Below are 14613 nucleotides of genomic sequence, written 5' to 3'. Positions count from 1 at the left end.
CGACCTTCTGGGGGCCTATAGCTCAGTCGGTTAGAGCAGAGGACTCATAATCCTTTGGTCCACGGTTCGAGTCCGTGTGGGCCCACCACCTTCAAAGCCGCGCACTGCGCGGCTTTGCGCTTTCTAGGGTAGTGGCCTCATAAACGGCTCCATGGCCAAAAGGTACAAGATCGGTACAGTACTGGTTCGCCAGTCTGCCTTTGGAGTCCTTATCTGATGGCAACAATCGTCCCCCTTCCCGTGGTCCGCAAAACGGACTGGCCGACCAACGAAAAAACCTTCCGCACCAAGCGCGACGCCGAAGACTGGGCACGCCGCACCGAAGACGAGGTGGTACGCGGCGTGTACATCCAGCACAGCGGCTCCGAGTGCATGTGACCTGCCCCCATTTTGTAGCCCGAGAGCTACATGTCCCTGCATCAAATTTTATCGATGCCCAAGGGGTACGGCCGACCTCTATCCACAAGGTTTTTGACGTGCTGAAACAGGCGCTTTAGCTGACTCAGCCACCCTGAACAGGCATGCTCATCAAGCTATCAACCCAGCTTGAGAATTAGACAGTGAGCCGAATAGTTGGCATTATCGGCTCACAAAATGAGCCGAATAGGCTCTCTAATCGGCTCAAGATGAACATCCCTTATGAACGACCCACTCTGGATCTGGCAGCAGCCCGACTGGCCGCAGTTCAACTGGCAAGCCGAAGCGCTTGCACCACTGCTGCGCTCCTGTAGCCAGGCTCAGGGTCGTTTGTTAGGAATGCTCGGTGCCGTGGGGAGTGACACCGAAGTGCAGAGCAGCCTGGATGCCATGCTGCAGAACATCGTCACCTCTTCAGCCATTGAGGGAGAGCAACTGAATGTCGGTTCGGTGCGCTCATCATTGGCACGGCGACTGGGATTGCACGAAGAAGGTCGAACCACCTCTCGCTCCGAAGGCCTGGCGGAACTGCTGCTCGATGCGACCCACGCACATCAAGAGCCGCTAGACGAACAGCGACTGTTCACCTGGCACAGTTGGTTATTCCCCACCGATGACCAACTTCTGGCTCGACCACTACACATCGGCGCACTGCGCGGCGAAGAGCCCATGCAGGTAGTTTCGGGTCGGATAGACCGCCCTACCGTATATTTCGAAGCCCCTCCCCGCGCAGGATTGGAAGCGCAACTGGCGGACTTTCTCGCCTGGTTCGAAAGCAGCCGCAGCGATGCCAGCCTCGACCCGTTTCTGCGCGCCGGTATCGCACATTTCTGGTTCGTGACCCTGCACCCCTTCGACGACGGCAACGGTCGCCTCACCCGCGCTATCACCGATCTGGCATTGGCTCAGGGCGAGCAGCAAGCCATTCGCTTCTACGCCATGTCTGCGAGCATCCTCGACGACCGCGCCGGCTATTACCGCATCCTAGAAGCCAGTCAGAAAGGCGGGCTGGATATCACCAAGTGGCTGCAGTGGTTTCTCGAAACCTTGCTCAAGAGCCTGGAGCAAGCCCTTGCCCGTATAGACCGCGTGCTGGTCAAGGCGCGCTTCTGGCAGGCACATCGCAGCCAAACGCTATCGGCGGAGCAGATCAAAGTGCTTAACCGCCTGCTCGATGGCGGCGAAAGGGGGTTCGAGGACGGCATCAGTGCGGCGCAATACCAAGCTGTGGCCAAGGTTTCCAAAGCCACCGCGACCCGCCACCTGAGCGACCTGCTGGAAAAGGGCTGCATCGAGCGACTGCCCGGCGGAGGGCGTAGCACCCGTTACCAGATAGCACGCTGAGCGCCTGCACCGGGCTCATCAGCCCTTGATGCGTCATCGCGCCATAGGACAATGGTCGCGCCCCCCTTGAGCACTCGAAAGCAATTGGCCATTATCGGCTAAGTGCCAGGCATCTGGATTTCGGCACACCTGCTCACCTCTCCATTAAGCAGCTCGGCTCAAGGAAGAAAATGGATTACAGCCCGATAGTCGCCCAGGCCTGGGGCATGCTGACCTGGTTTATCCCGGCAGCCCTGCTGATTGGCCTGTTCAAATCGCCTTGGGCCAAGGGGCAGGTCGGTGAACTGCTGGTGCGACTGTTCGCCCATTGGCAACTGGACAAGCAAACCTACCGCCGCCTGCACAACGTCACCCTGAACACGCCGGACGGCACCACGCAGATCGACCACGTATTTCTCTCCCCCTACGGCATCTTCGTGCTGGAAACGAAGAACATGAGCGGCTGGATTTTCGGCAGCGAGAAGCAAGCGCAGTGGACGCAGAAGCTCTACAAACGCACCTTCAAATTCCAGAACCCGCTGCGGCAGAACTACAAACACCTCAAAGCGCTGGAAGCCACCCTTGGCGTCAATCCCGAGCACCTGCACTCGGTCATCACCTTTGTCGGCGGCAGCATCTTCAAAACCGAAATGCCGGCCAACGTAACCCAGGGCATCGGCTTTATCAGGTATATCAAGTCGTTCCAGCAGCCGGTATTCAGCGAGGCCGAAGTCGGCGCGATGCTGCACGCCCTGCAAACCGGCCGTCGCGCACCGACACTCGCCACACACCGCGAGCATGTGCAAAACCTCAAGCGCCGGAGCGATCCGACAGCCGAGCGGCAATGCCCGAAATGCGGCAGCTTACTGCTGATTCGTACAATGAAGTCAGGCCCGAAAGCGGGGCAGCAATTCTGGGGCTGCTCGGGCTTTCCGAAATGCAGGACGATACAGAGCCTTTAACACCATCTATCGAGCGCACCTGATTAAAACTGCCGAAACTAGATATCTACTACTTCAATGAAGAGTGACCGCGCAGAGAAATTAACCCTTGACTTTTCTCTGAAAATATTAATAGCCAAAAGGATATAAGCCAGCGATGAGTGATTCGACACATAACCCGGACCAGTATATGTTTGGCTTCCGTCAGCTGGCTAGTAACGGAAAGAAGAAAATTGGTGTTCTTATGGGAGCAGGCGCTCCGGTAAGCATTAATATCGGGTCCTCAAATGACGACTGGATATCACTGATCCCCAATCTTCAAGGATTAACAAAAACCGTTAAAGAGAAACTTTCTGCCAAGGAATTGAAAGTCTATCAAGATCTTGAGAAATCAATTCTCAGCCCAAACCTAGAGAAAGTGCTTTCAAAAATACGAGCCCTTAATGAAGTCATTGGCGACTCAATTGTTTATGGCTGTAATTCAACCGAATTCCTAGAACTATCTGAAAAAATATGCAACCTAATCAGGGATGCAGTAAGCAAAGAATTGCCACTAGGGCAAACACCCTACTCAGAGTTAGTATCTTGGATTAATGGCGTAAATAGAAAACATGGCGTAGAGGTTTTCACAACAAACTATGACCTGCTGCTAGAACAAGCACTGGAGCGCTCTAAGACACCGTATTTCGATGGCTTTAGTGGTGCAAGAGATGCTTTTTTTGACCCGTCAAGCATTTCTAAAAACGACCTTCCTTCACGATGGGTAAGGCTATGGAAACTTCATGGATCTATTGGGTGGGAGAAAAACGATAAAAATGAAATTATCAGAATCCCACGTTCCAACAACGCAAGCATGGTTTACCCATCACACATCAAATATGATCAAACCCAAGCCGCACCATTTTCTTCATTATTTGAACGGCTAAGAAATTTCATTCTCGAGCCTGATAGCCTATTAATTTCAACTGGCTTTTCATTCGCTGACGCACACATCTCATCACGATTACTGGAAAGCTTGCAGGCCAATCCCTCTTCAGCCCTATTAGCGTTTCAATTCGGGAAACTCGAATCCGAAACATACATAAGAGATCTAGCACTAAAATGTCCCGGCATAAGTGCATACTGTAAAGATGGTGCCATTATCAATGGAGTGGAAGCCAAGTGGAGAATAGGCGCACTGCCAAGTAAAGGCTGGAGAAACATAAGAGGCGAGTACTATAGTGAAGGAAACTTTTTATTGGGAGACTTTAGTCGACTAGCGAGATTTCTAGCAACCGCCGGAGGCGACTTTTCAAGTAACACAATAAGAGACCCGATAGACATCGAAACTCTTATTGCAGTTGCCGGCGCCCAACCAGCCGAGGCTGAAGAAGATTCACCTGAAGGGGATCATAATGAATAATTCCCCTACATTGCTTGGCACTATTAGCGCCGTCTCAAGTTCCTCGGCAGTTGTTGAACTCGCCGATTCCGTGGAGTCAGGCATAGTCATACTGGAAGGTAGAAACTATCGAGTTGGCCAGGTTGGTAGCTTTGTAAAAATACTGCTTGGATATAATAACCTGTATGGCGTTATCGCCGGCTCCAGCGAGTCGTCTCAGTTAGACGATCAAGATGGCATCCATCTTGATCGTCGCTGGATAAAAATCGAGCTCATTGGGGAAATAGTTGCCGGTGAGTTTGAACGCGGCATTAGCGAGTACCCTAGCATAGGTAATGAGGTACACATAGTCGTAGACAGTGACCTGAAAAAAATATTTGGCAAGGACATTGATGGTCACTTTAACGTCGGGACACTTTCGAGCTCAGACGGCATAAGCGTTAGCTTGGACTTAGACAAACTAGTTACAAGGCATTCCGCTATATTCGGATCAACCGGCTCAGGAAAATCCACTAGTACAGCCAGCATATTGAGATCCATGGTCACAGCGGCGGAAAAAATAAACATGCCTTCCGCTCGCATACTACTTATAGACATACATGGGGAATACCAATCAGCCCTAGGCGACATCGCTAATGTTTTTTCAGTTCTTCCTGACGCTGAGAACAAGCTATACGTGCCTTACTGGTGCATATCTCCGACACACCTAATGGAATTTCTATGTGGAACTTTAAGCGATAGCCAAAAAGCGATTTTTTTAGATAAAACAGTTTCTGAAAAAATAAGCAGCATTACCACCAACAACTTCGACGGTGTCAACCCGGATAAAGTTACAAGCTCAACACCTCTTCCGTACAGCATAAAAAAAATTTGGCATGAGCTATGTTTCCTAGATAATGTGAACTGGAAGGATAAGGACCAGACAGAGCCTGCCTACGCCATAAATGGTTTAGGCGACTGTGAAAGCCTTATAGCACCAAAATTTCAGCCTCCGGCACCTGGAAATACCCCACCATTTAAAGGCGGCGCAGGTTTAATGAAGAGACAGCTTGACTTAATGAAGTCAAGACTAGCAGACACACAATATTCATTTATGTTAGAGCCCGGTGAATGGGGTCCAAACAAAGATGGCGTTATAGAAAAAGATTTAGACGCACTTGTTGAAGGGTGGCTTGGCCATGAAAAGCCAATAACAATCCTTGACTTGTCGGGAATGCCATCTTCGCGACTCAGCCTATTACTTGGAACTATTCTAGATGTGCTGTTTGAGGTTTCGATATGGGGCCGAGAGATGCAGGCAGGAATGAGAAAAAGGCCGTTACTCTTAGTTCTTGAAGAAGCACACAGATATCTTTCCAAATCTGAAACTGGTCTCGCAAAAGAAATGGTTCAGCGAATTTCTAAAGAAGGGCGTAAATTCGGTGTTGGCGCAATGCTAGTAAGCCAAAGGCCCTCTGAAATTGACGAAACAATTTTATCTCAATGCGGCACGATTATTTCTTTAAGAATAAACAACACCACTGACAGAGGCATAGTTAAATCCGCAATGTCCGAAGGTTTATCTGGCATAGTAGACACTCTCCCAATCCTAAGAACTGGCGAAGCCATAATTGTAGGAGAAGCTGCAAAGCTACCTACACGCTGCAGATTTAACTTATTACCAGACGACAAGTATCCCAACAGTAAAGACCCATGCGTTGCGGATTCTTGGAAAAAACCAAAGGAAGTAGAAAACTATAAAGAGCTAATAAATAGCTGGCGTTCTCAAACCAACAATCAAGGATAGTCAAATGGAACGTGTACAGGTCGGATCTAGTAACCTCGCATCAATCGGCTATGACCCGTCAACTGAAACACTCGAAATTGAGTTTCTCAATGGTCGCGTCTACGAATACTACGGAGTACCAGAGTCTATATATACCGACCTAATGGGTGCCAGCTCTCACGGAATATATTTCAGAGCTCACATAATGAACTCATTTAGCTATCAAAGAACCCAATAAAAGTTAGGGAACCACGTAATAGCACATTCACAAGCCAGTTAGGGCTGACGATTTCTTTAGCCCTAGCTCAACATGACTGCATGTAGAACCCCAATTAGTCGAAAACGCTGCGGATTACCTGTGCAATGCAAGCCAACGCGGCAGCTTGCACTGGAGGCCATCGCAGTACAAAAAACAGTACACTGGCGGTACAGTGCCTAGCTTCTTTCACTTTTGCAAAATTACGCTCAAACCCAGCAACGACGCTGCTTACAGCTTATTTTACTTGCACCAAGCTACTCACAGTTTTACTGGCCTTGAGACCTTTCTAGGTCACTCATAATCCTTTGGTCCACGGTTCGAGTCCGTGTGGGCCCACCACCTTCATAGCCGCGCATTGCGCGGCTTCAAGCTTTTTGGTCTGCCCCGCCCCGAGTGCCTTCCAGCGGCTGGCCATCTCCCCTTACCGCGTTTTCGAGCGTGGTCAGCTCGCTGATCTTTCCGAGTGCGCTAGCCAAACGTCTGCATAAACGGAACGGCACATTGCCTGATTGCCGCGAACACATGCGGGGCCTGCTCGCACAGCTCAGTTGAGCGGGCCAACAGCCGCTCCAGTGCTTGCAACTGCTTGCGGATCACTTCTGTTGGCCGAGCTACATCGCAGACCTGGGCGAACTCCAGCAGCCCCTGTCGCGAGGCAAAGAGGGGCTTGTTGCCTACGACATCCAGCGCCAGTACATCTTGCGGGATATAAGCCGTGGTGTTGACGATGTCGTAGGCCGGTGCCAAGCGCAATTCGCAGCTGTATTGGCGGCAGGTTTCCAGCACCTGCCGATAGGTCTCTACCGTTGCACCGGCGAGCCGTGCTGCAGGTCACAGGCTTTGGTGTGAATCGCCCCCCACTGCGCGATCAATTGCAGGGTGTCGGCGGCAGCAGCGCAAGTTTCGGCGAAAGCGAACTGGCGCTGGCGGAGCGGAATCCGATGGACGTGGCGCTCTGCTCGCCGCCTGAGCGTGGGAAGGCACTTATCAGGCACTTCCGAAGGCACTACCGGACGATATCGATTCCATCGCCAACGCGGTAACTTCGAAGCACTTAAACCTTCATGAAACTGCAACTTCCAACTCGATCGACAGCTCTGGAAATACATCCTCGGTATTTTCCTAGACCCTAACCAAAGTCTGGATCGTTTCGTCACAAGAAACGCTGGAGCGCCTATTCCAGAGCGCTTCGAACAATCGGTAAAAATAAAATCCAAATAATCAGACGCAGTTCAAAAACAACCAGAACAGATAGTTTTTCCGCCTTTCCCAACATGCTCCTCTCGCCTTGACTCGTTCGATGCAGCGGATCGCCCATGCGTATTTCCGGCATTGTCCGAGGCCCATTCCCTGTTCGACGCGATACCCGGCGCACCCATAACAATATGCCGCCCTCCACGGGCCGATAGCGCCAGTTGTGAGCCTGTCCACCACTGCATTTCCCTCACTGCAAGGAGAGAACATGAGTCGCTCACCCATCCCTCGCCACCGAGCGTTGCTGGCCGGTTTCTGCCTGGCTGGCGCGCTGTCCGCCCAGGCGGCCACCCAGGAAGAAATCCTCGATGCGGCACTGGTCAGCGGGGATTCCTCGCAACTGACCGACAGCCACCTGGTCGCCCTGCGCCTGCAGCAGCAGGTCGAGCGCATCCGCCAGACCCGCACGCAGTTGCTCGACGGTCTCTACCAGAACCTCAGCCAAGCCTATGATCCTGGCGCCGCCAGCATGTGGGTCCTGCCGGCCAACCCGGACAATACCCTGCCCTTCCTCATCGGCGACAAGGGCCGCGTGCTCGCCAGCCTGAGCCTGGAGGCCGGCGGCCGCGGGCTGGCCTATGGCACCAACGTGCTCACCCAACTGAGCGGGGCCAATGCCGCCCACGCGCCGCTGCTGAAGCGGGCGGTGCAGTGGCTGGTGAACGGCGACCCGGGCGCGGCCACTGCGAAGGACTTCAAGGTCAGCGTGGTCGGGGTGGACAAGACCGCCACCCTCAACGGCCTGAAGAGCGCCGGCCTGCAACCGGCGGACGCCGCCTGCAACGCGCTGACCGACGCCAGTTGCGCCAGCGCCAGCAAATTGCTGGTACTGGGCAACGGCGCCAGCGCCGCTAGCCTGAGCGCCACGGTGCGCGCACGGCTACAGGCCGGGCTGCCGATCCTCTTCGTGCACACCAATGGCTGGAACCAGAGCAGCACCGGCCAGCAGATCCTCTCCGGCCTGGGCCTGCAGGAAGGCCCCTACGGCGGCAACTACTGGGACAAGGACGCGGTGCCATCCAGCCGCACCCGGGCGCGTTCGGTCGAGCTGGGCGGTGCCTACGGCCAGGATCCGGCGCTGGTGCAGCAGATCGTCGACGGTAGCTGGCGCACGGACTACGACTGGTCGAAATGCACCTCCTACGTCGGTCGCACCACCTGCGACGACGTGCCGGGACTGAGCGACTTCAGCAAGCGCGTCGATGTACTGAAAGGCGCCCTCGACGCCTACAACCAGAAGGCGCAGAACCTCTTCGCCCTGCCCGGCACCACCTCGCTGCGGCTCTGGCTGCTGTGGGCCGACGCGGTGCGGCAGAACATCCGCTACCCGATGGACAAGGCCGCCGACACGGCGCGCTTCCAGGAAACCTTCGTCGCCGACGCCATCGTCGGCTACGTGCGCGAGGCCGGCGCGGCGCAGAAGGAACTGGGCAGCTACGCCGGCCAGCGCCAACAGTCGATGCCGGTATCGGGCTCGGAGGAAACCCTGACCCTCACCTTGCCGTCGGCCCAGGGCTTCACCGCCATCGGCCGCATGGCGGCGCCGGGCAAGCGCCTGAGCATTCGCATCGAAGACGCTGGCCAGGCCAGCCTGGCGGTCGGCCTGAACACCCAGCGCATCGGCTCGACGCGGCTGTGGAATACCCGCCAGTATGACCGCCCGCGCTTCCTCAAGAGCCCGGACATCAAGCTCCAGGCAAACCAGTCGGTGGCGCTGGTATCGCCCTACGGCGGCCTGTTGCAACTGGTCTACAGCGGCGCCACGCCGGGACAGACGGTAACCGTCAAGGTAACCGGCGCGGCCAGCCAGCCGTTCCTCGACATCCAGCCGGGCGAGGACAGCAGCCAGGCGATTGCCGACTTCATCCAGGCGCTGGACGCCGACAAGGCCGACTGGCTGGAGATCCGCAGCGGCTCGGTGGAGGTCCACGCCAAGGTGGAGAAGGTCCGTGGCTCGATCGACAAGGACTATGGCGGCGACGTCCAGCGCTTCATCCGTGAGTTGAACGAGGTGTTCATCGACGACGCCTACACCCTGGCCGGCTTCGCCATTCCCAACCAGGCGAAGACTCCGGCAATCCAGCAGGAATGCGCGGTGCGCGGCTGGGACTGCGACAGCGAGACCCTGCACAAGCTGCCCGGCACCCAGCACATCAACGTCGACCAGTACGCCCAGTGCGGCGGCGGTTGCAGCGGCAACCCCTACGACCAGACCTGGGGCCTGAACCCGCGTGGCTGGGGCGAAAGCCATGAGCTGGGCCACAACCTGCAAGTGAATCGACTGAAGGTCTACGGCGGGCGCTCGGGCGAAATCTCCAACCAGATATTTCCGTTGCACAAGGACTGGCGCGTGCTCCGCGAGTTCGGGCAGAACCTCGACGATACGCGGGTCAACTACCGCAACGCCTACAACCTGATCGTCGCCGGACGCGCCGAGGCCGATCCGCTGGCCGGCGTATACAAGCGCCTATGGGAAGACCCGGGCACCTACGCGCTGAACGGCGAGCGAATGGCCTTCTATACCCAGTGGGTGCACTACTGGGCCGACCTGAAGAACGATCCGCTGCAGGGTTGGGATATCTGGACCCTGCTCTACCTGCACCAGCGCCAGGTGGACAAGTCCGACTGGGACGCCAACAAGGCCGCTCTCGGCTACGGCACCTACGCCCAGCGCCCGGGAAACAGCGGCGATGCCAGCAGCACGGATGGCAACGACAACCTGTTGCTCGGCCTGTCCTGGCTGACCCAGCGCGACCAGCGGCCAACCTTCGCGCTATGGGGCATCCGTACCTCGGCAGCGGCCCAGGCGCAGGTGGCGGCCTACGGTTTCGCCGAGCAGCCGGCGTTCTTCTATGCCAACAACCGGACCAACGAATACAGCACGGTGAAGCTTCTGGACATGAGCCAGGGGTCGCCGGCGTGGCCGTTTCCGTGAGTCGTAGCTGAGGGGGCTGGCGCGGGGTGATGCTTCTCGCTCCGCGCCGGTCCTCATGCCCCTCTCCCCGACGGGAGAGAGGGTCGGCCATGCCAGCGGGCAATGCCGTGCCAGGCTGGCAAGCCAAACTGTCGTTCAAGCTGAACGATCCTGCGCAATAATGAGCCCCTTCCACCAGCAAGGACCGCTCATGACCGACCGCCTTCCCTGCCGCGCCTGCGGCCATCTCATTCTCCCGACCACGGCGGCGAGGAACGACGGACTGTGCATGCCCTGCAAGGGCGGCTACCGGCAGAACATCGAGGATGGCAAGCGTTTCCACACGGAGCGACGGCGCTACCTGGCGAGTCCGCAGGCGCTGTACTGGAGCGCGCTGGTGAATCGCGTCTACGATGGCCGCGAGGGATTCGCCGGGCTGTCGCCGGCCGAACGGAGCTACTACGCAGTGAGCGTGCTCAGCGGCGAAGTGCACAACGGCGGCTTCGACCAGTACTTCGGCAACTCCTCCGGCGACCAGTACCAGGCGGCGCGCGCGGGTCTTCGCGAGTTGGAGGCGGAGGACGCCCTGGCCCTGCTGGAGCGAGCCGCCGCCCTGCTGTTCGGCGACGGTCCGGTGCCAGTCTCCCAGGCCGAACGCCAGTTGCGCATGCCGACCTGGGCCGATGAACCCGACCGCGACTGCGAAGCGGCCCTGGATGCGCTGGACACGCGCTTCTACGCCCTGGCCGACGCGCTGGGCGAACGCCTGCTGGCCCATGCCCGCCACCATGCATTGTTCGCCCTGGACGAGCCCGATGAAGCCTGAATTGGATGCCCTAGAGGCCTGGCTCGGACAACCGCTGCCGGCTGCCTTCGTCGCCGCTCTGGAGCAGCACGGCGGCCGCCTCGTCGAGCCGGACCTGCTGCTCTACGCCGCCGACGAGTTGCTGGAACGCAACCGGGCCTTCGAAACCTCTCTCTACTGCCCCGGTTACCTGGCCATAGGCGACGACAGCGGCGGCCGCGCCGTGGTGATGGCGCTGGACGACCACTGGCAGGCGCTGTTCCTGGTCGACCATGGCGCGATGACGCCGGACTGCTTCGAACCCCTGGCACCCAGCCTGGAGGCCTGGCTGGAAGCCGGGCCCTGCCTGCCCGAATGACGGAGAAACGCCCATGATTCCTTTCGGCCTCAGCCCCGAACAATTCCGCGAGCGCTACCGCCGCGACCTGCAACGCGCCGCGCCGGGCGTGATCCAGCACCTGCGCGAGCTGCTCCGGCAACCCTTGGAGGAAGGACTGCGCGACGGCGAGATCCAACTGTTCCTCGGCGAGGACGGACGCGACGCAGCGGAAGCGTGGTTGTACCTGAATGGCGCCAGCAACCGGGTGGACGCCAGCGACCCGCGCCTGTTTCCCGGCAAGGCGCTGGACCTGGCGCTCGGCCTGGGACATGCCCCGGATTTCGACGAAGCCTATTTCGCCGACGGCTTCGGCGGCGTCGATCTGCTCGCCGATACGCTGCAAGCCTGGTTCGCCGAGTGCTGGTGGAAGGCCGGCGGCTGGGCCTGGCCGATCCCGCTGTGGCTGCACGTACACGATGGCTTCGGCGACGGCCGTGGCATCGCCCTCACCGAACGCTGCTGAACAGGGAGACCACGCATGGAACTGATCCGCAACCTGGACGATGCGAACATGGGCGAAGTGTATTGGCGCCTGTACCGGCGCTACATCAGCCTGTTCATCGAGAACGAGGCCGACGACGCCTACGCCTGGCGCTGCGCCCGAGCCCTCGACGAACTGGATGACGCCGTGGTCGAGCGGCTTTGTGCCGCCAGCCTGCGCTACCGCGCCGCGCGCCTGGAGCGGCTGGGCGAGTCTGCGGAGGAAGTCGCGCCGGCGCGCGGGGTGCTGGAACGGATCGAACCGGGCGAGCTGATCGTGCCCGACCCGGAACAGGGCGACGAAGCGGTGATCCACCTGTCGCTGAACTGCGAATGGGACCGCGAACACGGTATGGAATGGATCGTCCGGGGCGGCGAGGTGCTCTATGTCGGCCCCTTTCACGGCGAAGACCCGTGGCGGGACTTCACCGTGAAGGAACCATGGAACTACGCCTGAGCAGAGGCCTCAACGCTTGGCGATGATGTACACCGCGTGGACGATGCCCGGGATGTAGCCGAGCAGGGTGAGCAGGATGTTCAGCCAGAAGGCGCCGCCGAAGCCGACTTGCAGGAACACGCCCAGCGGCGGCAGGAGGATGGCGATGAGGATGCGGATCAGGTCCATGAACGGAACTCCTTGGTCCAGGGTCGATACGGTGTCCGGCGCGTGAGCCGGCGTTTTTTCGCGTCACCCTATGACTGACTCCCGCCATTCGCGGAGGGTTCAACCGCAACGGTACTCGCCGCCTGTCACGCGCAGCGGTACGCTTGAGCCTACGCTCATGCGAGCGGACAACCCGCAAGGAACATCCATGTCCGACCTGCCCCCGCGTCCCGCCTTCTGGCCGTACCTGCCGGGCTACGCCCTGTTGCTGCTTTCGGTGCTGCTCTGCGCCAGCGGCAGCTACCGTTTCGTCACCCCGATGGCGCTCGCCGACGGCGTCGACCTGGTCTACCTCAGCCAGGGCCTGGCGCTGCTACCGCTGGGTACCGGGCTGGTCGGCCTGCTCGCGGGCTTCCTCCTGCATGTCCGCGGGCGCTGGCTCGGCGCGCTGCTGGCGCTGCTGCCGGCGACGCTGATCTGCGCCTGGAACCTGTACAACTATGCCGCCCACGGCGACGAGGCGTTGTCGCCGAGTTTCGCCCAGTACACCCAGGCGCTGCTCGGCCTGCTGCTGCTCGGCGGCGTGCTGAGCCTGGTCGACCTGCTCCACGGCAGGCCCTCGACGCTGCTGCGCAAGGGCCTGCTGGGGCTGGGCTGGCTGGCCCTGGTGGCCTGGCTGGGGTTGCTGTTCTACCTGCAGCGCCTGTACGGCCTCACTTTTTGAACTGGTCGTAGGCTTCCAGCGCGCGCAGCGAATAGACATAGGCGGCGCCGGCATTCAGGGAGATGGCGGTAGCCAGGGTCTGGGCGATTTCCGCCTCGCTGGCGCCGGCCTTCAGCGCGGCCTCGGTGTGCACGCCGATGCAACCGTCGCAACGGGTGGTAATAGCCACGGCGATGGAGATCAGTTCGCGGGTCTTGGCATCCAGGGCGCCCTCGGCGCTGGCTTCCTCCAGCGCGCCATAGGCGGCGAGCATCTTCGGGTGTTGCTTGCCCAGGGCACCGAAGGCTTTTTTCACGGCGGGGACGAACTCGGTCCAGTTGTTCAGCATGGTGATATTCTCCGTTGCTTTCGCGCCGGGAGTGGCGCGTCGGGTTACCAGTCTCGACCAGTCTGGACCGCGCCGCCTGCCCATGCGTCTCTACTTTCGACCTGATCGGCTCATCCCATGGACCCACTCGACCGGCTCATCCAGCTCGCCAACCTGCAGGGCCGCCTCGACCAGCGCTGCCAGCTACAGGGCAGCTGGGCGCTGGAGCACCCGCAAGCGGTGCCCGGCGAGGCGACCTTCCATATCGTCATGGCCGGCACCTGCTATTGCGAATTCCTCGATGGCGCTCGCCTCGACCTGCATCCCGGCGACCTGATCCTGTTGCCGCGCGGCACCCCGCACCTCCTGCGCAGCGACAGCCCGGCGCAACCCTGCGAACCCACCGTAGAGCGCCGCGGCAGCATCCCGCTGTACCAGTTGAACGGCCCCGGCGAGGCCCTCGACATGCTTTGCGGCAGCTACCGCTACCACGCCGGTGCCAGCCTGTTCGGCGCGCTCCCCGAGCGCCTGCTGGTGCATATGGACGAGTCGACCCAGCAGCCCCTGCGCGCGCTGATCGGGTTGATGCGCGAGGAAGCCGAGAGCACCCGCAGCGGCGCCCGCTCGATCATCGACGCGCTGGCCACCGCGCTGTTCGCCCTGGCCCTGCGCGCCTACCTGGACCGCCAACCGCTGGGCGACGGCCTGTTCGGCCTGCTGGGCGACGCCCGCCTGGGACGAGCCCTGCGGGCCATGCTGGAACGCCCGGAGCATGCCTGGACCCTGGAACAGCTTGCCCAGCAGGCGGCGATGTCGCGGGCCAGTTTCGTCCGCGCCTTCTCCGCCCTCGGCGGGACCTCGCCGTGGAACCTGCTGACCCGCATCCGCATGGAAAAGGCCCGCGGCCTGCTGCGACAAACGCAGAAGAGCCTGCTGGATATCGCCGCCGAGACCGGCTACCAGTCGGAGGCGGCGTTTTCCCGCAATTTCCGCCAGGCCTTCGGCGAATCGCCGGGCCGTTTCCGCCGCCAGGCCGACTCCGCTCGCTGAAAGCGCTACC

16 protein-coding genes, 1 tRNA gene and 1 pseudogene are annotated in these 14613 nt (G+C 59.2%); 14 read left to right on the top strand and 4 right to left on the bottom strand.

Annotated features, from left to right (window positions below; genetic code table 11):
• The first annotated feature begins 11 nt into the window (after nt 1-11).
• From M6E97_RS27995 to M6E97_RS27965, 7 genes are all read left to right on the top strand, one after another.
• Nucleotides 12-88: transfer RNA gene (locus tag M6E97_RS27995), tRNA-Ile, on the top strand.
• 152 nt (nt 89-240) lie between these two features.
• On the top strand, nt 241-378 hold the full coding sequence (locus tag M6E97_RS27990) for a hypothetical protein (RefSeq protein ID WP_033938485.1): 138 nt from the start codon (nt 241-243) through the stop codon (nt 376-378).
• Nucleotides 379-639: 261 nt separating this feature from the next.
• On the top strand, nt 640-1761 hold the full coding sequence (locus tag M6E97_RS27985) for a Fic family protein (protein WP_003137352.1): 1122 nt from the start codon (nt 640-642) through the stop codon (nt 1759-1761).
• A gap of 170 nt (nt 1762-1931) precedes the next feature.
• Nucleotides 1932-2702, top strand: coding sequence for a nuclease-related domain-containing protein (locus M6E97_RS27980; RefSeq protein WP_033938483.1), 771 nt, complete (start codon nt 1932-1934; stop codon nt 2700-2702).
• A 136-nt stretch (nt 2703-2838) separates the two neighbouring features.
• Nucleotides 2839-4083 (top strand): SIR2 family protein, encoded by a 1245-nt coding sequence (locus tag M6E97_RS27975; RefSeq protein ID WP_079381486.1) that lies wholly within the window; start codon nt 2839-2841, stop codon nt 4081-4083.
• Nucleotides 4076-5848, top strand: a complete 1773-nt coding sequence (locus M6E97_RS27970; RefSeq protein WP_071534432.1) for an ATP-binding protein — start codon at nt 4076-4078, stop codon at nt 5846-5848. The genes M6E97_RS27975 and M6E97_RS27970 overlap by 8 nt, the downstream gene beginning before the upstream one ends.
• Before the next feature lie 4 nt (nt 5849-5852).
• On the top strand, nt 5853-6065 hold the full coding sequence (locus M6E97_RS27965; RefSeq protein WP_071534433.1) for a KTSC domain-containing protein: 213 nt from the start codon (nt 5853-5855) through the stop codon (nt 6063-6065).
• Between the two features lie 489 nt (nt 6066-6554).
• Here the strand turns inward: M6E97_RS27965 and M6E97_RS27960 are convergent.
• Together M6E97_RS27960 and M6E97_RS27955 are read right to left on the bottom strand one after the other, a co-directional pair.
• Nucleotides 6555-6842, bottom strand: a pseudogene (locus M6E97_RS27960) (type II toxin-antitoxin system HipA family toxin); the annotation flags it as partial.
• A gap of 418 nt (nt 6843-7260) precedes the next feature.
• On the bottom strand, nt 7261-7404 hold the full coding sequence (locus tag M6E97_RS27955; RefSeq protein WP_003085001.1) for a hypothetical protein: 144 nt from the start codon (nt 7402-7404) through the stop codon (nt 7261-7263).
• A 99-nt stretch (nt 7405-7503) separates the two neighbouring features.
• Between M6E97_RS27955 and impA the strand changes: the two genes are divergently transcribed.
• From impA to M6E97_RS27930, 5 genes are all read left to right on the top strand, one after another.
• Nucleotides 7504-10275 (top strand): ImpA family metalloprotease, encoded by a 2772-nt coding sequence (gene impA, locus M6E97_RS27950; protein ID WP_019485370.1) that lies wholly within the window; start codon nt 7504-7506, stop codon nt 10273-10275.
• Between the two features lie 190 nt (nt 10276-10465).
• The gene (locus tag M6E97_RS27945) at nt 10466-11080 is read left to right on the top strand and encodes a DMP19 family protein (RefSeq protein WP_003084998.1); all 615 of its coding nucleotides are present in this window, start codon (nt 10466-10468) and stop codon (nt 11078-11080) included.
• Nucleotides 11070-11417, top strand: a complete 348-nt coding sequence (locus tag M6E97_RS27940; RefSeq protein WP_003084996.1) for an SMI1/KNR4 family protein — start codon at nt 11070-11072, stop codon at nt 11415-11417. Before M6E97_RS27945 ends, M6E97_RS27940 begins: the two co-directional genes overlap by 11 nt.
• A 13-nt stretch (nt 11418-11430) precedes the next feature.
• Complete coding sequence (locus M6E97_RS27935) at nt 11431-11901, top strand: hypothetical protein (RefSeq protein ID WP_003084993.1); 471 nt, start codon at nt 11431-11433, stop codon at nt 11899-11901.
• A gap of 15 nt (nt 11902-11916) precedes the next feature.
• Nucleotides 11917-12375 (top strand): DUF6985 domain-containing protein, encoded by a 459-nt coding sequence (locus M6E97_RS27930; RefSeq protein ID WP_003084991.1) that lies wholly within the window; start codon nt 11917-11919, stop codon nt 12373-12375.
• Between the two features lie 9 nt (nt 12376-12384).
• Here the strand turns inward: M6E97_RS27930 and M6E97_RS27925 are convergent, their stop codons facing one another.
• Nucleotides 12385-12543, bottom strand: a complete 159-nt coding sequence (locus M6E97_RS27925; RefSeq protein WP_003084988.1) for a YqaE/Pmp3 family membrane protein — start codon at nt 12541-12543, stop codon at nt 12385-12387.
• A 187-nt stretch (nt 12544-12730) separates the two neighbouring features.
• Between M6E97_RS27925 and M6E97_RS27920 the strand changes: the two genes are divergently transcribed.
• Nucleotides 12731-13246 carry a hypothetical protein gene (locus tag M6E97_RS27920; protein ID WP_003117947.1) on the top strand — a complete coding sequence of 172 codons (516 nt, stop codon included), beginning with the start codon at nt 12731-12733 and terminating at the stop codon, nt 13244-13246.
• On the opposite strand, the gene M6E97_RS27915 is transcribed toward M6E97_RS27920, so the two are convergent.
• Nucleotides 13236-13574 carry a carboxymuconolactone decarboxylase family protein gene (locus M6E97_RS27915; RefSeq protein WP_003084980.1) on the bottom strand — a complete coding sequence of 113 codons (339 nt, stop codon included), beginning with the start codon at nt 13572-13574 and terminating at the stop codon, nt 13236-13238. The genes M6E97_RS27920 and M6E97_RS27915 overlap by 11 nt on opposite strands.
• A 117-nt stretch (nt 13575-13691) precedes the next feature.
• On the opposite strand from M6E97_RS27915, the gene M6E97_RS27910 reads away from it, so the two are divergent.
• Nucleotides 13692-14603, top strand: a complete 912-nt coding sequence (locus M6E97_RS27910; RefSeq protein WP_003084976.1) for an AraC family transcriptional regulator — start codon at nt 13692-13694, stop codon at nt 14601-14603.
• The last annotated feature ends 10 nt before the right edge of the window (nt 14604-14613 follow it).

Source organism: Pseudomonas sp. B111, from assembly GCF_026428275.1.
In the GTDB taxonomy this organism is placed as follows: domain Bacteria; phylum Pseudomonadota; class Gammaproteobacteria; order Pseudomonadales; family Pseudomonadaceae; genus Pseudomonas; species Pseudomonas aeruginosa.
The sequence above is the reverse complement of the archived record's forward strand: the minus strand, read 5'-3'. Positions and strand labels throughout refer to the sequence as shown.

Excerpts from the sequence above, each read along its gene's own strand:
- M6E97_RS27915 (WP_003084980.1), bottom strand. The coding sequence starts at position 13,574 with ATGCTGAACAACTGGACCGAGTTCGTCCCCGCCGTGAAAAAAGCCTTC.
- M6E97_RS27910 (WP_003084976.1), top strand. The coding sequence starts at position 13,692 with ATGGACCCACTCGACCGGCTCATCCAGCTCGCCAACCTGCAGGGCCGC.
- M6E97_RS27970 (WP_071534432.1), top strand. The coding sequence starts at position 4,076 with ATGAATAATTCCCCTACATTGCTTGGCACTATTAGCGCCGTCTCAAGT.
- M6E97_RS27965 (WP_071534433.1), top strand. The coding sequence starts at position 5,853 with ATGGAACGTGTACAGGTCGGATCTAGTAACCTCGCATCAATCGGCTAT.
- M6E97_RS27930 (WP_003084991.1), top strand. The coding sequence starts at position 11,917 with ATGGAACTGATCCGCAACCTGGACGATGCGAACATGGGCGAAGTGTAT.
- M6E97_RS27940 (WP_003084996.1), top strand. The coding sequence starts at position 11,070 with ATGAAGCCTGAATTGGATGCCCTAGAGGCCTGGCTCGGACAACCGCTG.
- M6E97_RS27985 (WP_003137352.1), top strand. The coding sequence starts at position 640 with ATGAACGACCCACTCTGGATCTGGCAGCAGCCCGACTGGCCGCAGTTC.
- M6E97_RS27920 (WP_003117947.1), top strand. The coding sequence starts at position 12,731 with ATGTCCGACCTGCCCCCGCGTCCCGCCTTCTGGCCGTACCTGCCGGGC.
- M6E97_RS27980 (WP_033938483.1), top strand. The coding sequence starts at position 1,932 with ATGGATTACAGCCCGATAGTCGCCCAGGCCTGGGGCATGCTGACCTGG.
- M6E97_RS27955 (WP_003085001.1), bottom strand. The coding sequence starts at position 7,404 with ATGGGCGATCCGCTGCATCGAACGAGTCAAGGCGAGAGGAGCATGTTG.
- M6E97_RS27945 (WP_003084998.1), top strand. The coding sequence starts at position 10,466 with ATGACCGACCGCCTTCCCTGCCGCGCCTGCGGCCATCTCATTCTCCCG.
- M6E97_RS27935 (WP_003084993.1), top strand. The coding sequence starts at position 11,431 with ATGATTCCTTTCGGCCTCAGCCCCGAACAATTCCGCGAGCGCTACCGC.
- M6E97_RS27975 (WP_079381486.1), top strand. The coding sequence starts at position 2,839 with ATGAGTGATTCGACACATAACCCGGACCAGTATATGTTTGGCTTCCGT.
- M6E97_RS27925 (WP_003084988.1), bottom strand. The coding sequence starts at position 12,543 with ATGGACCTGATCCGCATCCTCATCGCCATCCTCCTGCCGCCGCTGGGC.